At 66.7% G+C, this 23,696-nt stretch carries 24 protein-coding genes; 8 read left to right on the plus strand and 16 right to left on the minus strand.

Translation table 11 applies throughout. From position 1 onward, the window contains the following. Window positions 1-169 precede the first annotated feature (169 nt). The 5 genes from QX128_RS15695 to QX128_RS15715 all read right to left on the minus strand — a co-directional run bounded on the left by QX128_RS15695 (window position 170) and on the right by QX128_RS15715 (window position 5,747). Complete coding sequence (locus QX128_RS15695; protein WP_316237883.1) at window positions 170-2,029, minus strand: TRAP transporter large permease subunit; 1,860 nt, start codon at window positions 2,027-2,029, stop codon at window positions 170-172. Further along, window positions 2,026-3,042 (minus strand): TRAP transporter substrate-binding protein, encoded by a 1,017-nt coding sequence (locus QX128_RS15700; protein WP_316237884.1) that lies wholly within the window; start codon window positions 3,040-3,042, stop codon window positions 2,026-2,028. The genes QX128_RS15695 and QX128_RS15700 overlap by 4 nt, the downstream gene beginning before the upstream one ends. 78 nt (window positions 3,043-3,120) lie before the next feature. Further along, window positions 3,121-4,134 (minus strand): transketolase family protein, encoded by a 1,014-nt coding sequence (locus QX128_RS15705; protein ID WP_316237885.1) that lies wholly within the window; start codon window positions 4,132-4,134, stop codon window positions 3,121-3,123. Then, window positions 4,134-4,982 (minus strand): transketolase, encoded by an 849-nt coding sequence (locus tag QX128_RS15710; RefSeq protein WP_316216201.1) that lies wholly within the window; start codon window positions 4,980-4,982, stop codon window positions 4,134-4,136. Before QX128_RS15710 ends, QX128_RS15705 begins: the two co-directional genes overlap by 1 nt. 15 nt (window positions 4,983-4,997) lie before the next feature. Beyond that, a complete protein-coding gene (locus tag QX128_RS15715; RefSeq protein ID WP_315802997.1) occupies window positions 4,998-5,747 on the minus strand; it encodes a glucose 1-dehydrogenase in 750 nt (249 codons plus the stop codon). Between the two features lie 108 nt (window positions 5,748-5,855). Here QX128_RS15715 and QX128_RS15720 point away from each other — a divergent pair, with 108 nt between their 5' ends. The 3 genes from QX128_RS15720 (at window position 5,856) to QX128_RS15730 (ending at window position 11,285) form a co-directional block, all read left to right on the plus strand. Beyond that, window positions 5,856-6,758 carry a LysR substrate-binding domain-containing protein gene (locus QX128_RS15720; protein WP_316216200.1) on the plus strand — a complete coding sequence of 301 codons (903 nt, stop codon included), beginning with the start codon at window positions 5,856-5,858 and terminating at the stop codon, window positions 6,756-6,758. A 178-nt stretch (window positions 6,759-6,936) separates the two neighbouring features. Beyond that, window positions 6,937-8,331, plus strand: coding sequence for a transcriptional regulator CadC (locus tag QX128_RS15725; RefSeq protein ID WP_316237886.1), 1,395 nt, complete (start codon window positions 6,937-6,939; stop codon window positions 8,329-8,331). 326 nt (window positions 8,332-8,657) lie between these two features. After that, entirely contained in the window at window positions 8,658-11,285 is a 2,628-nt protein-coding gene (locus QX128_RS15730) for a spermidine synthase (protein WP_316237887.1), read from the plus strand. A 4-nt stretch (window positions 11,286-11,289) separates the two neighbouring features. On the opposite strand, the gene QX128_RS15735 is transcribed toward QX128_RS15730, so the two are convergent. From QX128_RS15735 to QX128_RS15745, 3 genes are all read right to left on the minus strand, one after another. Next, window positions 11,290-11,913 (minus strand): 2OG-Fe(II) oxygenase family protein, encoded by a 624-nt coding sequence (locus QX128_RS15735; protein ID WP_316237888.1) that lies wholly within the window; start codon window positions 11,911-11,913, stop codon window positions 11,290-11,292. A 94-nt stretch (window positions 11,914-12,007) separates the two neighbouring features. Further along, window positions 12,008-12,337, minus strand: coding sequence for a hypothetical protein (locus tag QX128_RS15740; RefSeq protein WP_316237945.1), 330 nt, complete (start codon window positions 12,335-12,337; stop codon window positions 12,008-12,010). Between the two features lie 120 nt (window positions 12,338-12,457). Continuing rightward, the gene (locus QX128_RS15745; protein ID WP_316237889.1) at window positions 12,458-14,482 is read right to left on the minus strand and encodes a hypothetical protein; all 2,025 of its coding nucleotides are present in this window, start codon (window positions 14,480-14,482) and stop codon (window positions 12,458-12,460) included. A 281-nt stretch (window positions 14,483-14,763) separates the two neighbouring features. Between QX128_RS15745 and QX128_RS15750 the strand changes: the two genes are divergently transcribed. Genes QX128_RS15750 through QX128_RS15770 form a run of 5 tightly spaced genes read left to right on the plus strand, consistent with a single transcriptional unit; the run spans window position 14,764 to window position 18,409 of the window. Next, window positions 14,764-15,648 carry a peptidylprolyl isomerase gene (locus QX128_RS15750; RefSeq protein WP_315803165.1) on the plus strand — a complete coding sequence of 295 codons (885 nt, stop codon included), beginning with the start codon at window positions 14,764-14,766 and terminating at the stop codon, window positions 15,646-15,648. Continuing rightward, on the plus strand, window positions 15,645-16,625 hold the full coding sequence (locus QX128_RS15755) for a HupE/UreJ family protein (RefSeq protein WP_316180615.1): 981 nt from the start codon (window positions 15,645-15,647) through the stop codon (window positions 16,623-16,625). The genes QX128_RS15750 and QX128_RS15755 overlap by 4 nt, the downstream gene beginning before the upstream one ends. Window positions 16,626-16,642: 17 nt before the next feature. Continuing rightward, window positions 16,643-17,254 (plus strand): HupE/UreJ family protein, encoded by a 612-nt coding sequence (locus QX128_RS15760; RefSeq protein WP_315802989.1) that lies wholly within the window; start codon window positions 16,643-16,645, stop codon window positions 17,252-17,254. Next, the gene (locus tag QX128_RS15765; RefSeq protein WP_316180613.1) at window positions 17,251-17,871 is read left to right on the plus strand and encodes a HupE/UreJ family protein; all 621 of its coding nucleotides are present in this window, start codon (window positions 17,251-17,253) and stop codon (window positions 17,869-17,871) included. Before QX128_RS15760 ends, QX128_RS15765 begins: the two co-directional genes overlap by 4 nt. Before the next feature lie 46 nt (window positions 17,872-17,917). After that, window positions 17,918-18,409 carry a prepilin peptidase gene (locus QX128_RS15770; RefSeq protein ID WP_315802987.1) on the plus strand — a complete coding sequence of 164 codons (492 nt, stop codon included), beginning with the start codon at window positions 17,918-17,920 and terminating at the stop codon, window positions 18,407-18,409. A gap of 19 nt (window positions 18,410-18,428) precedes the next feature. Here the strand turns inward: QX128_RS15770 and QX128_RS15775 are convergent, their stop codons facing one another. The 8 genes from QX128_RS15775 to gspG are packed head-to-tail and all read right to left on the minus strand — an operon-like array spanning window position 18,429 to window position 23,690. Next, the gene (locus tag QX128_RS15775; protein WP_316237890.1) at window positions 18,429-19,067 is read right to left on the minus strand and encodes a hypothetical protein; all 639 of its coding nucleotides are present in this window, start codon (window positions 19,065-19,067) and stop codon (window positions 18,429-18,431) included. Then, on the minus strand, window positions 19,067-19,630 hold the full coding sequence (gene gspM / locus QX128_RS15780; RefSeq protein WP_315802985.1) for a type II secretion system protein GspM: 564 nt from the start codon (window positions 19,628-19,630) through the stop codon (window positions 19,067-19,069). Before gspM ends, QX128_RS15775 begins: the two co-directional genes overlap by 1 nt. Further along, complete coding sequence (locus tag QX128_RS15785) at window positions 19,627-20,697, minus strand: PilN domain-containing protein (protein ID WP_316237891.1); 1,071 nt, start codon at window positions 20,695-20,697, stop codon at window positions 19,627-19,629. The genes gspM and QX128_RS15785 overlap by 4 nt, the downstream gene beginning before the upstream one ends. Next, entirely contained in the window at window positions 20,694-21,638 is a 945-nt protein-coding gene (locus tag QX128_RS15790) for a type II secretion system protein GspK (RefSeq protein ID WP_316237892.1), read from the minus strand. The genes QX128_RS15785 and QX128_RS15790 overlap by 4 nt, the downstream gene beginning before the upstream one ends. Further along, window positions 21,638-22,360 (minus strand): type II secretion system protein, encoded by a 723-nt coding sequence (locus tag QX128_RS15795; RefSeq protein ID WP_316180605.1) that lies wholly within the window; start codon window positions 22,358-22,360, stop codon window positions 21,638-21,640. Before QX128_RS15795 ends, QX128_RS15790 begins: the two co-directional genes overlap by 1 nt. Next, window positions 22,360-22,758: a type II secretion system protein gene (locus QX128_RS15800; RefSeq protein ID WP_316180603.1), complete on the minus strand. Its 399-nt coding sequence runs from the start codon at window positions 22,756-22,758 to the stop codon at window positions 22,360-22,362. The genes QX128_RS15795 and QX128_RS15800 overlap by 1 nt, the downstream gene beginning before the upstream one ends. Further along, window positions 22,751-23,215 carry a prepilin-type N-terminal cleavage/methylation domain-containing protein gene (locus QX128_RS15805; protein WP_316237893.1) on the minus strand — a complete coding sequence of 155 codons (465 nt, stop codon included), beginning with the start codon at window positions 23,213-23,215 and terminating at the stop codon, window positions 22,751-22,753. Before QX128_RS15805 ends, QX128_RS15800 begins: the two co-directional genes overlap by 8 nt. After that, complete coding sequence (gene gspG, locus QX128_RS15810) at window positions 23,208-23,690, minus strand: type II secretion system major pseudopilin GspG (protein WP_316216190.1); 483 nt, start codon at window positions 23,688-23,690, stop codon at window positions 23,208-23,210. Before gspG ends, QX128_RS15805 begins: the two co-directional genes overlap by 8 nt. Window positions 23,691-23,696 lie beyond the last annotated feature (6 nt).

Below are 23,696 nucleotides of genomic sequence, written 5' to 3' on the forward strand. Positions count from 1 at the left end.
TGCCGCTGCGGGAGATCCATTGCCGCCCAGCAGAGCGTGGATCTCGCCGGAACGAATCCGCAGGTTGGCGCCGCGCAGGACGTGGGTGCACCGAAGCTCTTTTCGATGTCCCGGGCCTCGAGCTCGCGACTGGCATCTCGGTCCTCACGTTTTCAGCCGACCCGGGGGGTCAGAGAAAGCCGATCGACAGCCACGGCACGAAGGCAAGCAGCAGCAGGCCGAGCACGAGCGCGCCGAGATAGGGCCAGATGCGGGTCAGTCCGGCGTTGGGATGGATCTGTCCGATCGAGCACGCCGCGTAGTACCCAAGGCCGAAGGGCGGCGCGAACAGGCCGATGCCCATCGCGAGGATGATCACCATCGCGTAGTGCACCTCGTGCACGCCGAGCAGCTTGGCCGCCGGAAACAGCAGCGGGCCGAACAGCACCATGGCCGGCAGGCCTTCGAGGATGCTGCCGAGCAGGATGAACACGGCGATCGAGATCAGCAGGAAGCCGTATTTGCCACCGGGCACCGAAACCATCATCGCCGCGAGCGCATGCGAGAAGTTCGACTGCGTCAGCGCCCAGGCCATCGCGGTGGCCGCACCGATGATGAACAGGATCGCCCCCGACAAAGCGGCAGTATGCACCAGCGCCGGATAGAGCCTGCGCCAGTCGAAGCGGCGATAGACGAGCAGTCCGACCAGGATCGTGTAGGCGATGCCGACGGTCGAGACTTCGGTCGCGGTGGCGACGCCCTCGGTGACCGCGGTGCGGATCAGCACCGGCAGCAGCAGTGCCGGCAGCGCCGTGATGAGCGCCGAGCGAATGGTGGCCCAGGTCGGCCGCGGTCGGATCACGCCCTCCGGCTCGACCATGCGGCGCTTGGCGACCACCGCCAGCGCGGCGGCCAGCACCAGGCCGGGCAGGATGCCGCCGGTGAACAAGGCCGAAATCGAGACGCCGGCGACGGAGCCGATAATGATCAGCACGATCGAGGGCGGAATGGTCTCGGCCATCGCGCCCGAGGCTGCGAGCAGCGACACCAGCTCACCGTCATGAATGCCGCGGCGCTTCATGTCCGGAAACAGCACCGGCGCGACCGCCGCCATGTCGGCCGTCTTGGCGCCGGAAATGCCCGAGACCAGCAGGATCGCGCCGAGCAGCACGTAGGACAGGCCGCCTCTGACATGGCCAACCAGCGACACCAGGAAGCCGACCATCGCTGCCGCCATGCCGGTCATGACGATGAGATGGCCGAGCAGAATGAACAAGGGAATCGCGAGCAAAACGAGGGATGAGACGCCCTCGTCAATGCGGCTGGTGACGACTTCGAGCGGCGCCGAGGTGACCGTGAGGAGATAAGCCACCGTGGCGAGCCCGAAGCAGAATGCGATCGGGACGCCGGCGAGCACGGCCGCGCCGAGCAGGATCGCGAAGAAGACGATCAGATTCCAGTTGCCGAGCGCCTTGAGCGCCGGCGCCGCGCCCCACAACACGAGCGCCGTGGCCGCCAGGATCACCAGCGTGATCGCGATGTCGCGCGAGCCGTGGCGCGCCATGCGCAGCAGGGCGGTGGCCAGCATGAGGCCGATGCCGACCGGCACCGCGCCGGCCCGCACGCTGTCGGGCAGGCCGAGCGCCGGCGTCTCCGCGAACGCCTGTCCGCTCGCATAGTCGATCGCAGGATGCAGCAGGATCGCCAGGAACAGCGCCGGCGCCATCAGCGCCGCGCTCTCCAGCACCGCGCGGGTGCGCGGTGCGACGCGGTCGATCAGCGCGGTCATCCGCATGTGCTCGCCGCGGCTGAGCGCGAGCACGGCGCCCAGCATCGCGAGCCAGAGAAAGGTGATCGACGCGAGCTCGTCAGCCCAGGTCAGCGGCCGGTTGAAGGCGAAGCGCGCCGTCACACCGGTGAAGAGGATTCCGACTTCCGCGACCAGCGCGACGATCGCGGGAATCTCGATCAGCTTCGTCAGCGCCCGCTCGAGGCTTTCGACGACGCCGTGCTTCGTGGAGGCTGCCAGAGACGCGTCGACCGAGTTCATCCGAGCTCTCCCACATTCGACTGCAGGATCTTCCAGGCCTCCTCGCCGAACTTGCCGCGCCAGTCCTTGTAGAAGCTGCTCTTGCCGAGCGCGCCACGGAATGCCTCCTTGTCGACATCCACGAAGGTGAAGCCCTTGGCGGCGAGATCGGCGCGCAGGCTCTGGCTGAGCGCGGCAATGTCGGATCGCTCGTCATCCGCCGACTTGTTGAATTCCTTCGTGACCAGCGTCTGCAGGTCGGACGGCAGTTTGCCGAAGGCAGCGCGGTTGCCAAGAATCCAGTAGGCATCCCAGACGTGGCTGGTCAGCGAGCAGTATTTCTGGACCTCATAGAGCTTGGCGGTGGCGATGATCGGCAGCGGGTTCTCCTGGCCCTCGACCACCTTGGTCTGCAGCGACGTATAGACCTCATTGAAGTTGATCGGTGTCGGACCGGCACCGAGCGCCTGAAACAGGCTGGTCAGGATCGGCGCCGCCGGCACGCGGATCTTGAAGCTCTTGAGATCGTCCGGCGTCTTGATCTCGCGGGTCGAGGACGTGACCTGGCGAAATCCGTTGTCCCAGGGCTTGGAGAGCGCGATGGCGCCGGTCTTCTCGATGTCCTTGCGGATGTGATCACCAAGGCTGCCGTCCATCGCCTTCCAGACCTGGTCGTAGGACGTGAAGGCGAAGCCGGTGTTGACGATGCCGGCGAGCGGCACGCGGGTGGCAAGCACGGAGCTCGCGATGTTGATCGCATCGACGGCGCCGACGCGGACCTGCGAGATCAGATCGGTGTCGGAGCCGAGCTGGTTGGCCGGGTAGAGATTGATATCGAGCCGGCCGCCGCTCGCCTCCTTGATGCGATCGGCCGCCTGCTGCGCCCGCTTGTTGACCGGATGCGACGGATCCTGTCCGGTCGCGAGCTTCATCGTGAACTCCGCTGCCTTGGCGAATCGCCCGGTGAACGGCAGCACCGCAGCCCCCACCATTGCTCCTGCCATGAATCGCCGACGCGTCATTGCCTTGCGCATTCCCGTCCCTCCAGTATGAAATTGTTGTTATGGTCCGGCGCGTCCGCGCGCCGGCGGGTCATGTCAGCGGCTGGTCCGCTATTTGAGCCAGCCCTTGACCTGCTTGACGACTTCCGACAACGAGATGCCGTAGCGATCGTGCAAGGTCGGCAGCGCGCCGGCGTCGAGGAATTCGTCGGGCAAGCCGATCTGCCGGAACGGTACGTGCACGCCTGCGCGCATCAGCACCCCGGCGACCGCCTCCCCCAGTCCGCCGATCACCGTATGGTTCTCGGCGACGACGACGAGACGGCCGGAGCGGCCGGATTCGCGCACGATGGTCTCGGCATCGAGCGGCTTGATCGTCGGCACGTGCAGCACGCCGACGTCGACGCGATCATCGGACAGCGCCTTGGCGGCCTCGAGCGCGCGCATCGTCATCAGCCCGGACGAGATCATCAGCACGTCCCGGCCGTCGCGCAGCAGCTTGGCCTTGCCGAGCTCGAATGTGTAGTCGTACTCGTCGAGCACCAGCGGCACCTGACCGCGCAGCAGCCGCATGTAGACCGGGCCTTGATGGGCGGCCATCGCCGGCACGACCTGCTCGATCTCATGCGCATCGCAGGGGTCGATCACCGTCATGTTCGGCATCGCGCGCATCAGCGCGAGATCCTCGGCCGCCTGGTGGCTCGGGCCGTAGCCGGAGGTCAGGCCGGGCAGCGCGCAGGCGATCTTCACGTCGCGATCTTCCTCGGCGATGGTCTGGTGGATGAAGTCGTAGGCGCGGCGCGAGGCGAACACGGCATAGGTCGTGGTGAACGGCATGAAGCCTTCGGCCGCCATGCCGGATGCGGCGCCGAATAGCAGCTGCTCGGCCATGCCCATCTGGTAGGTGCGCTCGGGGAATTCCTTCGCGAAGATGTGCAGGTCGGTATACTTGCCGAGATCGGCGGTCATGCCGACCACCTCCGGCCGGCTGCGCGCCAGCGCGACCAGCGCGTGGCCGAACGGCGCCGGCCTGGTGCGCTGGCCCTCGGAAGCGATCGAGGCGATCATCGCCGAGGTCGTCAGGCGCGGCTTGCTCAGATCCGGTGCGGGTCTCGTCGATTTCATCACGGCCTCCCGGCGTCGAGTGCGGCAATCGCGAGCTGCCACTCGTGCGGCTCGACGCGAATGAAGTGGTTCTTCTCGCGCTGTTCGAGGAAGGGCACGCCCTTGCCCATCAGCGTGTCCGCCACGATCATACGCGGCTTCGGCGCCGCGTGGGTCTTGGCGGCATCGAAGGCGGCGACCACGGCGTCGAGGTCGTTGCCGTCGACGCGCTGCACGAACCAGCCGAACGCTTCCAGCCGATCCACCAAAGGCTCGAAGCCCATGACCTGGGTCGAAGGGCCATCGGCCTGCTGATTGTTGACGTCGACGATGCCGATGAGGTTGTCGAGCTTGTGGTGGCTGGCGGACGAGATCGCCTCCCACACCGAGCCCTCGTCGAGCTCGCCGTCGGAGAACAGCGTGTAGACGCGAGAGCTCGACGTCTTGCGCTTCAGTCCGAGGCCCATGCCGACGGCGATGCTGAGGCCGAGGCCGAGCGAGCCGCCCGACATCTCCATGCCCGGCGTGTAGGACGCCATGCCGGACATCGGCAACCGGCTGTCGTCGCTGCCATAGGTTTCCAGCTCGGCCTCGGGAACGATGCCGGCCTCGATCAGCGCGGCGTACAGGGCGATCGCATAGTGTCCGTTCGACAGCAGGAAACGGTCGCGCTCCTCCCAGTTGGGATCCTCGGGCCGGTAGCGCATGGCGTGGAAGTAGGCGACTGCCAGCACGTCGGAGATGTCGAGAGCCTGGGCGATGTAGCCCTGCCCTTGCACCTCGCCCATGCGAAGCGCGTTGCGCCGGATGTCGTAGGCGCGCTGCGCCAATGTCGGCGCGTTGGCGAGCCGGCTGGTTGCGGTGTCCATCTCTTGAGACCTTGGTTAGTGGATCAGCATGCCGCCATTGACGTCGATGACCGCGCCCGTGACATAGGCGGAGAGGTCCGACGCCAGAAAGGTGTAGATGCCGGCGACGTCGTCGGCGGTGCCGAGCCGGTTGAGCGGAATGCCCTCGAGGATCTTGGCCTTCATCTCGTCGGTCAGCTTGCCGGCCGTGATGTCGGTGCCGATCAAGCCCGGCGTGACGCAGTTGACGCGAATGCCGTCGATGCCGAATTCGCGCGCCATCGCCTTGGCGAGACCGAGAACGCCGGCCTTGGCCGCGGAATAATGCGGCCCGCCGAAGATGCCGCCGCCGCGCTGCGCCGAAACCGACGACATGCAGGCGATAGAGCCCTGCTTGCGCGCGCGCATGTGGGGGATCACCGCTTGCGACAGGAACAGCACGCCCTTGAGATTGACGTCCTGGATGCGATCCCAGTCGTTGGGCGTGATGTCGAGCAGCTTGACCGGCTGGGTGATGCCGGCGTTGTTGATGAGGATGTCGATGACGCCGAATGTGGCGATGACTTGCGCGACGGCGTCGTTGCAGGAGTTGTTGTCGGCGACGTTGCAGCCGATCCCGAGATGCTGGTGGCCGAGCGTGGCCGCCGCGTCGGCGGCCGCCGCCGCATCGAGGTCGAGGATGGCGACACGCGCCCCTTCGGCGGCGAACCGTCGCGCAGTGGCCAGCCCAATACCGCGCCTGGAAGCTGCGCCCGAGATGATCGCCGTCTTGCCGCTGAGCAGCATCCTTGGTCCTCCCAAAGTGTCGTTGTGTTGGGCTTGACCATGGCGGGCCTGACCGGCGGGGACAAACGCGCAGTTGTCACGGATAGATGAATCTGGTTCACTCATCCGATGCTATCCAACGTCCCAATTTCGTCAATCAAAGCGTTTGAGGCCGCTGCACGGACTGGCTCGTTTCGCGATGCAGCGAATGAGCTTCACCTGACCCCGAGCGCAGTCAGCCACGCCATCCGCAAGCTGGAGACGACCCTGCGCACGGTGCTGTTCGAGCGCACCGCCCGCTCGGTGCGGCTGACACCTGCCGGCGAGAACCTGATGCGCCATGCCGGCGCCGCCTTCGACCAGTTGCGCCGCGGCCTGGAGGAGGTCGCCGCGCGCGGTCCCCAATTGGTCCGCGTCCATTCGGCGCCGAGCTTCGCTGCGCAGTGGCTGACGCCGCGATTGGCGCGATTTCTCGCCGCCCACCCCAAGCTCGAGGTGCGGCTTGCGGCGAACACCGACTATGCGCGATTCAAGAACGACGATTTCGACATCGATATCGTCTATGGCCAGCCGCATGCGGAAGGTGTCGAAATCGTTCCGCTGGCCGAGGAAACGGTGACGCCGCTCTGCTCGCCGGCACTGGCGGCCACGATCAAGCGGCCTGCCGACCTGCTGGAACGAACGCTGATCCGCTCCGATGTCAAGCAGATCCAGTGGCATCAATGGTTCGCCGCCAACGGTCTCGAGCCTCCCGCTCTTCATGGCATGCGCTTCGACCGCAGCTTCCTGGCGCTTGCGACCGCGACCGAAGGTCTCGGCGTTGCCCTTGAATCCACCCTGCTGGCCGAGCGTGAGCTGGCATCCGGCCGGCTGGTGGCGCCGCTAGCCGGCCGCGCGACCGACGTCCGCTACGTCGGCCATCGCCTGGTATTTCCCCGCAATGCTCACCAACGCACGGCTGTCCGCGCCTTTGCCGACTGGATCACATCCGAGCTCAGTCCGGAACGCGGAGGGCGACGATCGTTCGATTGATCTCGCGCCGTCCCTGCTTTCTTTCGACCGAGCTCGCTGATTGGGGCTCTCGGAACGCATTGCGTCCCGAGGCTGAAACGCTCACCTTGAGGCAGGCCAAGCAGCCCAGGTTGACCTTTCAGATCATTACTCGGCCGTCGTTTGATCAACTGTTCGGGCAGCGTGTCCTGCGCGGCCAATGGGGGGATACGTCTTTACCGCGGACATCGCGTCGGAGGCAGAGATCAAGGTCTCTTCGCCCGAGGTGGACCTTCCCTCCCCCGCCCCGACCACCGTGCTCGACGTCGCCGCCGCCTCCGCCGCTGAGGCGACGACCGGGCCGGCGAGATCGTCATGGTTGTCGGCCCTCGGCGGACGCATGGCGATCACGGCCGCCGCAGCGCTTTGCGCCATCGTCGGGCTTGCGGCGGCTGCGCCGCTGTTGAGATCGAACCTGATCTTCAAGCGTTCGCCCCCTGTGGTCGCGGTGATGGCGATGGCCGACGCGAGCGGTGATCCGCTTGGCGCGGTGATGGTAACGGAGATCGCGGGACGCCTGACCGACGGGCTCGCCAGGATCAACACCATCAGCGTGATCGCGCCGCGATCGACGGCACCGCAGCCGGAGCAGGCTGCGTCGCTGGCTGCGCCGCCGGATTTCGATATCCGCGGTGAGCTGCAGCGCAGCGGACCGTCATGGACATTGCGTGCCCGCTTGATCCAGACCACCTCCGGCAAGGTTGAAGCGGTCGCAGCCGTCTCCGTCGACGCCGATGAGCGCGATCCGCTGCTGCAACAGACGCGTCTCGCCGCGGGCGTGGGCGACGTGCTGGCACGCCGTCTCAACGAGCTCATCGAAACCGGAACGTCTTCCGCGGACGGCGGCGTCACGGCCGGCGGCGCCCGCGCCGCCATCGAGCAGGCGACCGCGTCGATCAACAGCGTGACGCAAGAGCGCTTCAGCATGGCGCAGACGATGTTGCAGAATGCGCTCGCCGACCAGCCCGACAATGTCGACGCGGCGGTTGCGCTTGAGGCGCTGCAGATGCGCGGCATCCAGATGGTCTGGTACAGTCCGGATGCCGCCGCGGCGGCCGAGGCTCAGGCGGCCGCGAACCTGGAGCGCGCCCTGCGCGCCAAGCCGAACTCGATCGCGGTGCTCGAGACCTATTGCCGCTTCCTCAGCGCAACCAATCATTTCGTCGAAAGCCTGGTCATCTGCGCCAGAACGCTGAGTCTCGATCCATGGGACGGCCTCGCGCTGAATCTGGTCGGCCTCGGGCAGCTCCATCTCGGCCGCTTCGAGGATACGCTGGCGACCTTCCAGCAGGCCGACCGCTATGACACGCCGGCGGTCTCACGCTGGACATGGCTCCTGGGCGTCGGGTGGGCGCACATGATGATGGATCGCGCGGAGGAAGCCCTGCCGTGGCTGCAGCGCTCGATCGCCATCACGGCCGCGTCCGGGCGTCCCTATATGCTGCTGGCAGCCGCCTATCAGAGGGCCGGGCAGATCGATGAAGCGAGAGCCGCGATCCAGAAGGGACTGAAGCTGCGGCCCGGCACGACCGCGCTCAACGTGCGCCGCCGATGAAGAACACCAGTCCGGTGTATCGCGAGGCCGCTGCCAGGATCGTTCAGCTCATGGTCGACGCGGGCCTGCCGGCCCGGTAGAGCGACCAGCCCGATCCACGATCCGCACGCGTGGCAGTCTCACCAAAAATCATTGCCCCTGGAATCGTTCAGACGACGCTAGTGCTCCCGCGGCCTCTGTCAAACCACCGTCACGAAACACGAACACAAGGAAACGATCTCGACCTTGGCGGCCCGTGCCGCCGAGCTTGATCCAGCGCTCGGACCAGTACTCCGCACGGCGCGCTGCATCCGAAGACCGATCACGGGAATTGCAGGTACCAAACCTTGACCGAGGCACGCCACGCAGACCCGCGCGACAATGATCTGGTCGCGGAGAAGCAAAGTGCCAGGTCTTCCGGCGTCGATCTCGTCGCCCGCCAGAGCACGGCCCGGCTGGGGGCGCTGAAGCTGCTGATTGCGGCATCCGGCCTCGCCGGGCTCGGCTATGAGATCGTCTGGACGCGCCAGCTCGCCCTCGCCCTGGGCACGGAGATGATGGCCGTGCTCGGCGCCATCGCCGGATTTTTTGCTGGGCTCGCGGTGGGCGCCTTCGTCCTCGATGGCCGGATCCGCCGCGTCGCCAATCCGCACCGGCTCTATGCCGTCCTCGAAGCGGTCATCGGCCTGTGGGGGCTATGTGCGGTCTGGTTGCTTCCGGCGAGCGCGCGCGCCCTGGCGCCGCTGCTCGGCACGGCTCCCTCCCCCCTCCTGTTGTGGAGCGCGAGCTTCCTGCTGCCGACGCTGGTGCTGTTGCCGGCCACGGTGGCAATGGGCGGCACGCTGACCGCGCTGGAACGCATGACGTCCGCAGCGCACGGCACGCGGTCCGTCAGCGCCGGCGTCTATGGCGCGAACACCGCCGGCGCCGTCGCCGGCACGCTGCTGTCCACCTTCGTGCTGATCCCCGCGCTTGGATTGTCGACGACGCTGCTTTGCCTGGCAGCCGTCAACGCGGCCTGCGCGCTCGCAGCGCTTCGCCTCGGCCGAGCCGTGCAGGCCGACGCTCGCGCGCGTGACGATAGCAGGCATGCTGTCACCGGCCTCCGCCTTACGGCAACTCTGTTCGTCACCGGCCTGCTCGGCATCGCGTTCGAAGTGCTGGTCGTGCGCCTGGCCGCGCAGATGATGCAGGACACGGTCTATAGCTTCGCCTGTCTGCTGGCGGCCTATCTGCTGGGCACCGCGATCGGCGGCATGATCTGGCAGCGTTTGGGGCCCACGGTTGCACGCGGCAGAACCGTTCTGATCAGCCTCACCGCACTCGTTGGCCTCGGCACGGCGATCATGACGCCCTTGCTTGGCGGCTTCGCCGATAGCGCGGCGAGCCTCGGCGTCGCCGGCGAGCTCGGCATCGCGCTGGCGCTGCTGCTACTGCCCGCGATGGCGATGGGCGCCTTGTTCGGCCAGCTCATGCAGGAGGTCCGTGACGGCCGGGGATCGGTCGGCTGGGCCGTCGGCATCAACAGCGTCGGCGCAGCCATTGCACCGCTGGCCGCAGCACAGCTGCTGATTCCCGCTTTCGGTATCTGGAGGGCATTGATCCTCGTTGCCGTCGGATATCTGCTGTTGCTGCAGCCGCAACGCGTCGTGCTGCGGTGGGCCGCGGCGCCCGCTCTGCTTGCGCTCGCGCTGTTGTGCCTTCCCGCCCCCCTGCTCATCAAGGTCCCGCCGGGCGGCAAGCTTCTCGCCGTGCGCGAGGGACCGATGGCGACGGCAAGCGTCGTCGACGACGCCTCGGGGGCACGCTATCTCGAAGTGAACGGCCACTTCCGCATGGGCGGTACCAGCTCTGTGCGGTCCGATTTCCGCCAGGCCATGCTGCCGCTGCTCTTGCATCCGGCGCCGCGCAGCGCGCTCTTCCTCGGTGTCGGCACCGGCGCGACCGTGCTCGGCGCAGCGCAGATGCCGGATCTCGACGTGCGCGCGGTCGAACTCTCCTCCGAGGTCGTCGCGCTGCTGTCCTGGTTCGACAACCCCGCGGCCGAGAAGGAAAGACCGCCGATCGCCGTTGCCGACGCCCGGCGCTTCATCGTCGCCGACGACGGACGCTACGACGTGATCGTGGCCGACCTGTTCCACCCGGCGCTGGATGGCAGCGGCGCGCTGTACACGGTCGAACATTTCGCGGCCGTCAAGCGGAGGCTGGCGGCCGAGGGCGTGTTCTGCCAGTGGCTGCCGCTCTATCAGCTCGATGCACCGTCGCTGCGGGCGATCATCAGAAGCTTTCTCGCGGCCTTCCCACACGGGTCAGCCTGGCTGAACCATTACAGCGTGCGCACGCCGATGCTGGCCCTGATCGGATCAGCGGCCCCGGACCCGATCGATCCCGAGCTCCTCGCCGCACGGTTTTCCGACCGGAAGCTTCACCCGATCATTCAACCGCTCGGCTTCGATCAGCCGATCGACCTTCTCGGGCAGTATGTCGCCGGCGAGAAAGCACTCGCGAGTTTCGCCGGTCCGGGACCGCGCAACACCGACGATTTCCCGTTCGTCACGTTCGACGCGCGCAGCAACGTCAACGCTCTCTCGGCGGCGCCCTGGCAATTGCTGCTGACGGTCCTCAACCAGACAAAGACAGATGCAGGTGAGCTGCTCGACGGGTCGAAACGCGGAACGTGGGAGCAGCGGCTCGACGCCTATTGGCGGGCACGCAATCGCTTCATTCAAGCCGGCGCGGCGCTGACCGGCGAGCCGCGCGGGTCGGCGCTGATTGCAGCCGCCGCACCCGGCCTCCTCGACTCCATTCGCGCCAGCACCGAGTTCGAGCCGGCCTATGCGCCGCTGTTGAGCATGGCGAAGGCGCTGCTCGCATCGGACCGCGCGGCGGCTGAACGCCTGCTTCACGCGATCGACGCCGCCGCGCCGTCGCGACGAGACGCCCGCGACCTGCTGTCGCGCGAATTCGAGCGATAGCGCGTCAGGACGCGAAGCTGACGCGGTAGCCCCAGCAATCCAGATGATCGGGAATCGCGTTGAAGGCGATGGTGATGCGCTGGTCGCCCTGATTGCGCGGCACCTCGTGATAGAGATAGCTCGGGAACAGCACGAGATCGCCCGGCTCAGCCTCTGGCAGCACGTACTTGCCGGCATTGAACGGACCGACCGCGGCGCTGCGCGTATGATGGCGGAACGAGAAGTCGCTGCCGCCCGGCGGCCGCACGAAAACGGTGCGGCTGCCGGAGTGCGACGGCGTCAGATAGAAGATGCCGGAGATGAAGCTGTTGGCATGGGCGTGCAGGGTCTGGTTGCCGCCGGTCTCCAGCATGTTCGTCCACATCTCCTTGACCGTCCAGCGCAGCTTCTCGCCGAACAGCAGCTCGCCGAAATCGACCAGCTTGGGCACGGCGAGCTCGGCGATGGTCTGAAACAGGTTGTTGGCGCGGGGATCGGCGACCTCGGTGTGAAACAACTGTCCGGACCGCAGATTGTTCTCGATCTTCGAATTGCGTATCGCTGCTACCGCCGCGTCCTTGAGCTCGGCGCTCAAGAGCCCAGGCGAACGCAACAACGGTATTGGAAAAAGAGCTTCGATCTGGTCCATGTCTCAAGGCCTAGCACACGCCGCAACAGGACCGACAATTTGCCGACTTGCATGACAGCCGGATGACAAAATTGGAAACGCAGCGCGTTACCCCTTAGCGCGCCGGCATTTCGTCGGCCCGAAGGATGTTGAGCCGCTCGCCGGGCTTCAGGCTGTGGGGCCGGTCGCGTACTTCCAGCACGGCCCGCTCGGCCTTCTCGACGCAGTCATCGAACTCGCCATTGCCGGCCTCGACCAGCGCCTGCTGAATGTCCCGCTCGGCGAAATAGCGCGACACGTCGTCCGCCGGCAAGGTCGCCGCCTGCGCGCGCGCCTCGGCCACTGCGGCGTCGCAGACCTCCTGCGTCGGCTCCTCGTCATGCGCCGACGCGACCGCGTTCGCGAGGGCAAGGACGGCAAAACTCACGGCGGACAAGCGAGACATCATCTCGACGAACCCCAGGTCAAACAGGCTTCAAAGACGAAGCGCCGGTTCGCAAACCGGCGCTCGGAGTGAGCAGGATCCGACGGGACGATATCGTCCCGCCGGATTGGTGCCGATCGATCAGTCGCGGTTGAACGCCCAGCGACCCCAGTGGCCCCAGTGCCCCCAGTGGTCCCAGTCGTGCCAGTGGTGATGCTCGTGAGCCAGCTTGCGGGCCAGTTCCTGATTCTTTTCGACCAGCAGCTTGGGCGTGCCGTAGGTTCGGACGAAGATCGGGTTGCCATAGAACCAGACGTTCGACCAGGCCTGCACGTCGTTCGTGACCTTCTTGACGCCATTGACCGTTCCGAGGTGCGACGGGCACGCCGCATCGGTGCAGCTGACGTTGGCGTTGTTGAGATCGAGCAGCGGGTTACCGGCACTGTCGGAGACGTTCGGAGTCGCCGGCGGGATGTTGGTGCCGCGGGCGCGGATGTAGAACGGCGTCTGGCCGGCGATGAAGGTGGTCGTGAAGCTGAGGCGGGTCGAACCGTCGCGCAGCTTGCGGCTCCGCATCTTGGTCGCCTGGATCTGCTTCGCGATCTTGGCCGACGGGTTGTAGACGATGGCCGCACCATCGACACCCTTGGCATTGGCTACCGCATAGCCCGGGGCACCCGGCGCGATCGGACCGGTGATGTCGCCGGTGATCAGATCGACGTGGTCGAGCGAGGGCTTGTTCAACGGCTGCTTGATGCCGACCGGCAGCAGCAGCGGATTGTTGAAGCTGTACGGGCTGTTGTTGGACGCCGGAACGGTCATCTCCATCTCGAGCGTGACCTTCTCGCCGGGACGCACGACCAGCGTCTCGCCCATCGTCTTCCAGTCGTAGTCCCATTCACCCTTCGCACGAAACTCCATGTCGGAGTCGATGATGTCGGCGTTGACCGAATAGGAGTTGCCCGAGCGCATGCCGTCGATGATGGACTGCTGGGAGAAGCGCCGCTCGTTCGGCACGTACAGCCTGGTGTACTCGCCGGGGATGAAGTCCGCCGTCGTACCCGGATCGCGCGCGCCATAGACGCCGCGGCTGTGCCAGTCCGAACTCTGGAACAGGAAGAAGTTGCGGCCTTCGCCGAGCAGACCGTCCCAGAGCCCGCCAACCTTGGCGGTGTAGACGCCCTGCATGCCGTAGGTGCCGCCGCCGACCGCGCCCGAGCCATAGGAGCCCGAGCCGCCGTTCACGCCGCCCTCGGCCATGTGACCCGGGGCTTCGATACCGAACGCGACCGTCGGGCCGGCATTGTTGAAGTCACGGAAGTGCTCGATGTTGTAGCCGGCCGAGCCGTTCGGGTTGAACGGTCCCTGCCGCTCGGTATGGGTCGGCACCGCGTAGGATTGCAGCGGATGGTTCGCCTGCAGCCAGGCGATGCCGGCAACGGCCTTCTGGTGACCGGCCGTGCCGGAATTGTTGACATTGTCCTTGCCGGCCCAGACCGGGTTGTTGCTGGCATCGACCGGACCGATCGCGTCAGTGTCCCCGCGGTCGAAACGATATTCGAACTCGGCCATCTTGTCGGCATTGCCGTAGCCACGCGGGTTCTGGCCGGCGATCACGGCGACGTCGCCATGCTCGTGACCGGGCAGGATCCACTCGAGGCCTTCGACCAGCACCTTGTTGTAGGTCGCGGTGCGATTGACGATGGTCGGATACTCGACTTCCTTGATCGACTGCCAGCGCCACATCTTGGCGTTGGTGTCGGTGCCGTTCGGCGTGCCCTTCAGGCTGGTGATCGTGATGCCGTCGATGGTCTTGCCGAGCGTCTGGCTCCAATACGTCGTGGTGTTGTCGCCCGGGATGTTGGCGCTCGCATCGCTGAAGCGGCAATCGCGGTTGCCCGAACCGCCGTGGTTTCCCAGGGTGAACCAGTCGAGGTCGAAATTATTGCCGCCAGCAGCCGCGGTGCCCTTGCCGACCGAGCGATCGATCGCATAGCCGGCTGCGACCGAGCCGTCGGTGCAGGTGTTGTGGTTGTGCATGTCGCCCGCGACATACGGATTGTTCTTGCTCGTTTCCCCCCAACGCTCCCCGGCGTCGGCGCTTTGTGACAGAGCCAGCGAGACCGAGGCCGCTGTCAGCAGGATTTTCTTGGTAGATGGAACCATTATCGTCGCCCCTAAAGAATTCGATCGATCTCCAAACCGAGATGACAACGCGACCGATGCGCCGTCGTCATTCGCGGCGCGACCAAACCAAAACTCGGAGACAGTTTGTTGAAGGATTTATTTTTGCTGGTGCCATCTCCACGGCCATCGCGATCCGCAATCGTTGCGAAATTTTTGTGACACTGACGTTTGCCCGGTGACAACGGCAACTGTGCCGTTGCATATACGCGCCGCGCAACGAGCGCAGCCCGAGTTGTAAAGAACGTATGTCAGCCCCTGCCATGTCGAATGCGGCGCAGACCTTCGAGAGCGCCTCTGCACGCTCCAATCAGCAAGATGGCAACAGCTCTTCCCCAGCGCGAATATCATTCGTGACCGCCCTGCGTGGGCTCGGCAGGGAGCCGCTCCTGCACTTCCTTGTTCTGGGCGGACTGATCTTCGCGGCCGACGCCATCATCCATCCGCCAGCGAAGGACGAGAAGGTCATCACCGTGACCAAGGCGCTGCGCCAGTCCTTCATCGACACGTTCGACGAGGACAAGCAGCGCACCCCGAGCGAGGCCGAGCTGCAGAAGATGGTCGAGGCCTGGGTCGCCAGCGAAATCCTCTATCGGGAAGGCAAGACGCTCGGCGTCGACCGCGGTGACGAGATGATCCGCGACCGTGTCGCGTTCAAGCTGCAATATCTGATCTTCGATCAGGTGCGCGTGCCGCAGCCAAGCGACGAGCAGTTGCGCGCCTGGTTCGCCGACAATCATGCGCGGTTCGACGAGCCCGAGCGTGTCAGCTTCTTCATGACGCCACCCAGCGACGAACCGACGGCGCGGCGCTATCTGGACGACATTCGCGAGCAGCGCGAATCGGAGGAGCTGCGCGATCAGACGCGCGCGGTTCTCGACCGGCCGGTGCCGAGCCTGGCCGCCGGCTTCGGCGACGGCTTCAGCGAAGGCCTGCTCAAGGCGCCCCTCCAGGAATGGATCCTGCTGCAGTCGAAAGACGGGTGGCACGTGGTTCGTCTCGACGCCCGGACGCCGGGCGCGCCTGCGAAACTCGAGGACATCCGCGCCGAGGCAGCCAAGATCTGGCACACTGAAGAGACACGGAAACGGGCCTGGGAGGCGGTGAGCCGGCTCAAGGCCAACTACACGATCAGGTACGAGCCGTGACCGGCGCGCGCGCCCTGATCGCCATCGTGCTCGCGCTCGCAGCGCTGCTGCCTGGGCGGCCGGCGGCTGCGCATCAGGCGACGATCGCCGTGCTCGAATTTCGCGAGATGCGGCCCGGCGCGTATATCGGGCGATGGACGACCTTGCCGAAGGATGGCGTCAACCGCATCGAGCTCAAGATGCCGCCGCATTGCTACCTGCGCCTGCCGGAACTCAATTGCGGCGACAAGGGCCTCGTCGGACAGATGACGATCGGCAATCTCGGCGAGGACATGTCGGCTGCCATCATCCGCGTGACGTCGCTCGCTGGAGAGACGCGCAGCTACACGATCTCAGCGGCCAATCCGGTCGTGACGGTGCTGGGCACCGATGCGCCGACGCTCGAGACCTGGCTCGAGCTTGCCAAGACCTACGTCAACCTCGGCATCGACCACATCCTGCTCGGCGCCGATCACCTGCTGTTCGTGCTCGGGCTGATCTGGATCGTCCAGGGCGGCTGGCGCCTGCTCAAGACGATCACGGCCTTCACGATCGGCCACAGCGCCTCGCTGGCTGCAACGGCGTTCGGCTTGATCGGCGTTCCCGAAGGCCCGCTCAACGCCTGCATCGCGCTCAGCATCGTGTTCGTCGGCGTCGAGATCATCAAGCAGCAGCGCGGCGAGATCGGGCTGACCGCCCGCTACCCCTGGGCCGTCGCCTTCAGCTTCGGTCTCGTCCACGGCATCGGCTTCGCCAGCGCGCTCGCGAGCCTCGGCCTGGAGCGGCGAATCCTGCCCGCGGCGCTGCTCTTCTTCAATGTCGGCGTCGAAGTCGGGCAGATCCTGTTCGTGCTGCTGGTGCTGGCACTGATCTGGGCGCATCGCCGGCTCGGCGCGGCGCTGCCGCGCTGGGGCGCCGAGCTGCCGGCCTATGCGATCGGCTCGGTCTCGATGTTCTGGTTCCTGGGCCGCCTGGTGCGGGTTCTGGCGGCCGCATGATGATGAATGGGACGAACATGATCGCGCGCAAACTCCTGCACGCCGTGTTGGGTGCGGCTTTGCTCTCGCTGCTGACTGCGAATCCTGGCTTTGCCCATGAGCAGACCGGCGTCGGCGGCGGCCTCGCCAGTGGTCTGCTGCATCCCTTGACCGGGCTGGATCATCTGGTCGCAATGGTCGCAGTCGGCATCTGGGGCGCGCAGCTCGGCGGCGCGGCGATCTGGATCCTGCCGGTCGTCTTCCCGTTGGTGATGGCGTTCGGAGCCGTCCTGGGAATCCTCAAGATCGGTCTGCCCGTCCCGGAGCTCATCATCGCGCTGTCAGCGCTGGTCCTTGGCCTCGCTGTCGCCCTGCGCGTCCGTGTCCCGTTCGCGATTGCGGCTATCATTGTTGCGATCTTCGCCATCTTTCATGGCCACGCGCACGGCATCGAGCTCCCGACGGCGGCGAATCCCCTGGCCTATGGCTGCGGCTTCGTGGTCGCGACCGGTCTTCTCCACGCCTGCGGCATCACCATCGGCGCGCTCGCGCGCTGGCCCGGCGGCGAGCGTATCATCCAGGGCGTCGGCGCAGCCATCGCCGCGCTCGGCGGCTACTTCCTGATCGCGAGCCTCGGAGTCGCGGCATGAGGACGTACCACCGGACCGCCCTGCTCGCATCCGTGCTGCTGCTGGCGCAAGCGCAGCTCGCCGATGCGCATATCGTATCGGCCCGGCTCGGTGACTTCTACGCCGGCGCCCTGCATCCGCTGCTCACCCTGCAAGACGTCGTGGTCTGGGCCGCGCTGGGATTGCTGGCCGGCTCGCTCGGTGCGGCGAGCGGACGCTGGCTGGTCGTGGTGTTTCCGCTCGGCCTGTGCGCGGGGCTGGCGCTCGCCGCCGGGTCGGGGCTCGCCCCGGCTTCCCCGCTCGTCGACGCCGCGACCATTCTCATTCTCGGGCTGCTGCTGGCCGCGGCCTTGCGCATTCCCGTGACATTGCTGAGCGCGATCGCATTCATGCTCGGGCTGATGCGCGGCGCAGCGAATGCCGGCGAGCTCGTGCCGCAGACCGACCGTCTCCTGTACGCCGCCGGGCTCGCCAGTGCAGGCTATGTCGCCATCACCCTCGTGATGGCGCTCGCGCTCACCTTCCGGCGTCCCGAAACCGAGCCGGTATCGAGCTGGCGCGGAATCGCCGTGCGCGCGGTCGGTGGCTGGGTCGCCGCGATCGGCCTGATGATGGCGGGACTATCGCTCGCGTCCTGAGCAGGCCTATGCTCGGGTGATCCGACACCGCCAATCCCCACCTCGCGTGACCGACGCCATCAATATCGCAGCCATTGCCGTGCTGCTCCTGACCTGCGCCGGCCTGATCTGGACGGATCTGCGCAGCGGGCTGCTGCCCGACTGGATGAATGCGCTGGTCGCCGCCAGCGGCTTCGCAAGACTGGCGACGCTCGTCGACCTGCCCGAGGCGCTGTGGAATTGCGCCGCAGCCCTCGCGATCGGCTTGGCGCTGCTGCTGCTGCGGCTGCTCTACGCAATGGCCCGCGGCCGCCAGGGACTGGGCCTCGGCGACGTCAAGTTTCTGATGGCTGCAACGCTTTGGGCCGGCCTGCCAAATCTGCCGATCCTGCTGCTCATCGCCACGACGACGGCACTCGCTGCGGCGCTCGCTCTCTTCGTCATGGGACGACGGCTGACGGGCCAGACGGCGCTGCCGTTCGGCCCGTTCCTCGTCCTCGGCCTGCTGGCCGTACTCGCCCTGCAGGCCACCGGCCGCGAATTGCTCGTGACCTTCTGATTGCCGTAAGCCACTGACCTCAGCGCGCCCGCCGCGCCATCCGCTCGCGTCCGGCCTGCGGCGCCGGCGGGGTCATCGGTCCCGCCTGCACGTCGCCGCTGCCGGCTGTGCCGAGCTGCGGCATTTGCAGAGTGACGGTCTCCGGCGCCTTCAGCAGCGAGGCTTCACGCGGTCGCAGCGACTGCAGCACCCATCCCTCATGCGAAGCGCCGACCCGCAAGCGCAGCGATGCCTGCGACGCCGCGTCGACGAAGATGCCGAAGCTCTCCTCGTCGCCGATCACCGTGCCGACGAGCTGCAGGTTTGGCCGTTCCGGATCCCTCGGCGGCGCAGGCGGCGGCGCCCGCATCACCGTGACGGGTGCGGCAACCGGCGGCGGCCGCCGCGACGCCGAGAAGATCGGACGATCACGTGTCGCCGAAAGGGTACTGATCGGAACATCCCACAGCGGGTTGGCACTCCTGCCCCCCGGAGCTTCTGCGCTGGGAGCTTCTGACATGGCGGCCGGCGGTTCGGAGGCGCCGGGCGCGGGCGCGGCCTGGACGGGCGTGGCCGGCTCGAGACCATCCGCCGTCTCGCTCCAGGCACGGCTGAGCGAAGCTGCAAGCACGCACACGGTGGCAAAGGTGACGAGGCCCGAGCCTACGAACGATCGCATCACGATTTTCCTTGCCATTGACCCGACACGGTGACCAGCACGGTCAATCGTCCCACGCCGCCGGCTGCGGCGGCCAGCGGCTGCTGCACATGCAGTTGATCGACGAAGAGAAACGGCAATCCGGCCTCGAGATCATAGAGCAGCTGCTGCAACGCCGGCTGTTCGAGCTCGCAGCTTGCCACCACGCTGATCAGGTTGGTGTTGGCGCGTGCCGCCGGCAGCTCGACCTGGGTCGACAGCACGCTGCCGCCGACCTTGCTGATCGCCTCCGTGAGGCGCTGGACCAGCGCCGCGCCCGCGATGGTGACCGTTCGTCCCTCCACGAACACCGATCCACCCGGAGCCGTCGCGCTGCCTGCGGCGGAATTGCCGGCTGGCCGTTTGCGTCCGGAAAACTGCGCCAGTTGCGCGTTGGTGTCGTTGAGCTGGTCGCGCCTGGCGACGAGATCGACGACCCCAGCGGCACCAAGCCAGAGCAGTGCGACAATGGTCGCCGCATAGAGGATCGCAGAAACGGCCGGTGAGTTCACGAACATGCGGCGCAGCGATGTCGACCAGTTCATGCCCGGTCTCCGAAATAGGCGTTGATGCGCGCCTCGATGTGGAAGCGCTCGCCCGCTTCGCCGGCGGTGCGCGTCGTCGGCGCGTAGAAGGTGGCGCGGCTGAACTGCGGCGACTGCTCGATCAGCCGGATCAGCGCGGGTGCATCCTGGGTCAGGCCGGATATCTGCAGCCGATCGTTCTCGACATGCATCTCGACGACATACGTCCCGTCGGGGAGGATCTTCGACAACGTGTCGAGCACGATCACGCTGGCGGGGCTGGTCTGCTTGCGCTTGGCGAGCAGCCCGTCGGCGGCGGTGGCGCCCATCGCGGGCCGCAGCGCCGCACGCAGCCGCGTGACCTGCGCCTGTGCGTCCTCGATCTCGCCATCGAGATATCCACCGATCAGCGTCGTCGCGATCAGCAGCACCGCCGTGGTCGCAGCGACCGACAGCCAGCTGAGCTTGAGCACGCGCCCGAGATCACGGCCGCCGGCAAGCGACGAACGCAGCGACGTCTTGAAGATCTGGATCGGACCGCCATCGGTTGGGCCGACGTCGGCGGTGATGACGAGCTTGGCAATGCCGACCTGATCGGCAAAGGCGAGCAAGGGCTGGACCAGAGCGCGCGGCGTTGCCGCGAGCGTCAACGCGATCCGATCACTGGCTGCGCGCGGGGCGCTGTAGCCGTAGAGGACCTGTCCGAGATTCCACGGCGTCAACCTGCCGATCTGGGTCCGGATCATGCCGTCCAGAAAAGGCTCCGCCTGCTTGGGAAAGTCGAGAGGCCGGATCAGAACGTTCTCGGTGGCCAGATGGATGTCCAGCACAGCACCGCGCAAGGTTCGCAGCCACTCCGGCGAGAGCCCGACCTGCGCCGCTCCCAAAGCCGGATTCAGCCGTGCCGCCGCCAGCATCGGTCTCGCCTTCGGCGGCGTCTGTACCGTCATGACGATCGCTTCTGGCTGATCGTAGCGGATCACGACTCGCGGGCGTCTGAGCTGCCGATCGGCGACGGCCTCGATCGCTGTAGCGACGCTTTCCGTCCACACCGTCAGTCCGCGCTCGATCGCTTCGGTCAGCTTCATGGCATCCTCCGCGCCTGAAGCGCTCCCCTCGGCTGCGGTCCCTCGTCCTGGCGCGCCAGCAGCCGATAGGGCTCCTCGCCTTCGCCGGGAACGATCACCGCCGTCGCAGTGTGACGAAGCCCGCCCGCCGGACCGACGACGATGCGCAGCCGATAAGCCTTGCTTTTGCCCTTGGCGGCGTCCTTCGCAGCAGGCCCCAACATCTTGGCGAGCGTATCGGCATCCTGTGACAACGACGCCCGTGCGTTGAGGAAATCCTTCAGGATCAGCGGCGTAATTCCCGGCAATGCGGCAACGACCTCCGGCGCCGCGATCGTCGGATCGATTCCCGGAGAACCGTTGAAGACGGTGACCAGCGGAAGCACCCGATCAACCAGCGATGCGGGAAGGCCGAGGACGAGCGACAGCTCGCCGACATGCGCGAATGGCGCCAGGCGCGGCACCCGCTTGAGACCGGCCGCCGCATAGCGCGCCTCCTCCGCCTGCGCCTTGGCTGCATCGGACGGCTTGGAGCGCCACGCAACGATCCGCTCGGCATGATCCTTGGCAGCATCGCGCTCGACGCCCAGCGTGACGAAGAGATTTTCGAGCATGTCCTTGGACGCGGTATTGAGATCGATCCGCGCCGCTTCGTTGACGAACGAGACCGCAATGTCGTTGCCTGCAAGCGCCAGGCGGAAACCGCCCTGCCTCGGCCGCTCCTCGTCCTTGGACAGCAGCAGACGATACGCCGACAGTTCGATGGCCGCCGAGACCAGCGCATCGGCCTCGACCGCCTCGTCCTCGAGCCGCAGCAACCGCGCCGAGCTGCCGAGTTGCTGCGAGACGACAACGACCAGGGCCGCCAACGCCGCAAGCATCCACAGCGCCGCGATCAGGATGAAGCCATCCTGCGCGCCGCGCCTCTGGGCAGAACCTCTGGTAAAGGAGCGAACCAGCATTAGTCGATCGGCTCGCTCTTGTTCAGCTGCGGCGGCTCGCCCGCACCCGCCGACGGATTCGCGGTGCCTGCCGCTCCGGGATCCGCAAAGCCGCCGCCCGGCGCATCGACGTGAATACGGACTGCGCTGACGAGAACGGCGGCACCGCCACGGCTGTCGTCATAAACCGTCATGCGCACGGCGGATGGTAGCTTGGTCGCATCGCGCCACTCCGACGTCCACGCCATCGTCCCGTCGGCATAGGCGAACGACATCCGGAACGGCGCCGACAGCAGCACCACGGGATCGCGGAACCGGAAATGCTCGGTCACGGGCTGGCCGACCGGCACGGGCTCGAACATGGCACGCGATCGCCGCAGAGCGCGTTCGCCCCTGCTCCCTTCCTCGCCGATGCGCACGATGTCGAGACCATGTCCGGCATTGGGGCCGAGTTCGGCGCGCACGAACATCGCCGAGACCTCGTCGCCCACGAACAACGGTCCCTTCTGCTCGCGATTGGCCGAGACGAACTGCACGGCAGCGAGATCATCGCCGACCCGCCGCAGCGCAGCGGCCACCATCTCGGCGCGCTGGACGCGATCCAATCCGCGCTTCCACGCCGGCAGCCATTGCGACGTCACCGCGGCAAGCGCCGACAACACGATGCCGGCGATCGCGAGCGCGCCGAGTGCCTCGATCAGTGCGAAGCCCTGCTCTCGGGATCGATCGGATCGGGCGGTCATCATCGCGCTCCTCGCGCCAGGCGAACCGTCTGCACATCGGCGACCGCGCCCGAGCCGGTCTTGACGCGCAAGGTCACCGCCTCCGGGATCCAGCCGGTCTGTCCCGCCGGCTCATTCCAATCGCCGCCGAGCGGCCTGACCTGCAGCACCACCGACCCGGAGCCGGAGCGCTGATCGATGCTGCCCGGCTGCAGCCGGCCGCGATCGGCCAGCATCGTTGCCAACGCCAGCCTCATGTCGGTGACCAGAGTGACATGCTGTTCGAGCTTGCGAACGATGGCCGCGTTGCGCGACACCACGGCGCCGATGGCGATGATCGACACGCTCACGATGGCAAGCGCGACGAGCACCTCGATCAGCGAAAATCCGGCTTCACTCCGGCGGTCGATCTCAACCATTGGCGAGCACGCGCGAGACAATGTCGATCCTCCCCGTCAGCCAGTTCACCCTGATCTCCAGGCTCAGATCGGCGCGCGACAAGGTGATGGCGCCGCCGCAGGACAGCCCGTCAGGAAAGAAGGTGATGGTCGCCAGCACCGGCCGATGCTGGCAACTGCGCGGCAACGTCGCCAGGAATGCGACGTCGTCGGGCAGCTTCAGCGCAGCCGCGCTGCTGCCGGAGCGGATCAAGCGGCGCGACGTGTCGATCTCCGTTTCGACGCGCGCGCCGATCCGCATCGATGAGGCACGGTCCGACTTCAGCAGTGTCGCCGCCTGCAACGCGTAGGCCTGCAGCCGCGGCCGCGACGTCTGCCGCGGCAGATAAGGCAGCGCGACGGACGCCAGCAGCGCGACGATCGCGAGCACGCAGACCATCTCGAGCAGCGTAAAGCCGCGCTGGCCGCCGTCATTCACTGCGCGCGCTCGTCTGCGTCGGCGTTCCCAGCACGATGTCCGCCGCCGTCCCGCTGCCGCCTTCCTGGCCATCGGCACCGTAGGACAGGATGTCGTACGGGCCGTGATCGCCCGGTGCGCGGTAGACATAGGCCGTATTCCACGGATCCTTCGGCACTGCCCCGCCCTTGAGATAGGGACCGTTCCAGGCGCTCAACCCGGCCGGCCGTTGCGCCAGCGCCCCGAGGCCTTCCGAGGTCGAGGGGTAGCGGCCGGCATCGAGATAGAACAGATCCAGCGCCGCCGAGAAGCTCTGCAACTGGATCCGCGCCGCCTTGGTCTTGGACTCGCTGAGATAGTTCAACACGCGCGGGCCGATGAGACCCATGATCAGCCCGATGATCGTGATCACGACCAGCATCTCGACCAGCGTGAAGCCGCGCTCGTGTTCACGGTCGGCACTCTTGGCCGGCTTGCTCTGCGTGTCCGATCTCATGTCATT

The sequence above is a fragment of the Bradyrhizobium sp. SZCCHNR1015 genome, assembly GCF_032489875.1.
Classification (GTDB): Bacteria; Pseudomonadota; Alphaproteobacteria; order Rhizobiales; family Xanthobacteraceae; genus Bradyrhizobium.

Coding starts and splice junctions, on each gene's coding strand:
- QX128_RS15695 (WP_316237883.1), bottom strand. CDS start 2,029: ATGAACTCGGTCGACGCGTCTCTGGCAGCCTCCACGAAGCACGGCGTC.
- QX128_RS15700 (WP_316237884.1), bottom strand. CDS start 3,042: ATGCGCAAGGCAATGACGCGTCGGCGATTCATGGCAGGAGCAATGGTG.
- QX128_RS15705 (WP_316237885.1), bottom strand. CDS start 4,134: ATGAAATCGACGAGACCCGCACCGGATCTGAGCAAGCCGCGCCTGACG.
- QX128_RS15710 (WP_316216201.1), bottom strand. CDS start 4,982: ATGGACACCGCAACCAGCCGGCTCGCCAACGCGCCGACATTGGCGCAG.
- QX128_RS15715 (WP_315802997.1), bottom strand. CDS start 5,747: ATGCTGCTCAGCGGCAAGACGGCGATCATCTCGGGCGCAGCTTCCAGG.
- QX128_RS15720 (WP_316216200.1), top strand. CDS start 5,856: ATGCTATCCAACGTCCCAATTTCGTCAATCAAAGCGTTTGAGGCCGCT.
- QX128_RS15725 (WP_316237886.1), top strand. CDS start 6,937: ATGGGGGGATACGTCTTTACCGCGGACATCGCGTCGGAGGCAGAGATC.
- QX128_RS15735 (WP_316237888.1), bottom strand. CDS start 11,913: ATGGACCAGATCGAAGCTCTTTTTCCAATACCGTTGTTGCGTTCGCCT.
- QX128_RS15740 (WP_316237945.1), bottom strand. CDS start 12,337: ATGTCTCGCTTGTCCGCCGTGAGTTTTGCCGTCCTTGCCCTCGCGAAC.
- QX128_RS15745 (WP_316237889.1), bottom strand. CDS start 14,482: ATGGTTCCATCTACCAAGAAAATCCTGCTGACAGCGGCCTCGGTCTCG.
- QX128_RS15750 (WP_315803165.1), top strand. CDS start 14,764: ATGTCGAATGCGGCGCAGACCTTCGAGAGCGCCTCTGCACGCTCCAAT.
- QX128_RS15760 (WP_315802989.1), top strand. CDS start 16,643: ATGATCGCGCGCAAACTCCTGCACGCCGTGTTGGGTGCGGCTTTGCTC.
- QX128_RS15765 (WP_316180613.1), top strand. CDS start 17,251: ATGAGGACGTACCACCGGACCGCCCTGCTCGCATCCGTGCTGCTGCTG.
- QX128_RS15775 (WP_316237890.1), bottom strand. CDS start 19,067: ATGCGATCGTTCGTAGGCTCGGGCCTCGTCACCTTTGCCACCGTGTGC.
- gspM (WP_315802985.1), bottom strand. CDS start 19,630: ATGAACTGGTCGACATCGCTGCGCCGCATGTTCGTGAACTCACCGGCC.
- QX128_RS15785 (WP_316237891.1), bottom strand. CDS start 20,697: ATGAAGCTGACCGAAGCGATCGAGCGCGGACTGACGGTGTGGACGGAA.
- QX128_RS15790 (WP_316237892.1), bottom strand. CDS start 21,638: ATGCTGGTTCGCTCCTTTACCAGAGGTTCTGCCCAGAGGCGCGGCGCG.
- QX128_RS15795 (WP_316180605.1), bottom strand. CDS start 22,360: ATGACCGCCCGATCCGATCGATCCCGAGAGCAGGGCTTCGCACTGATC.
- QX128_RS15800 (WP_316180603.1), bottom strand. CDS start 22,758: ATGGTTGAGATCGACCGCCGGAGTGAAGCCGGATTTTCGCTGATCGAG.
- gspG (WP_316216190.1), bottom strand. CDS start 23,690: ATGAGATCGGACACGCAGAGCAAGCCGGCCAAGAGTGCCGACCGTGAA.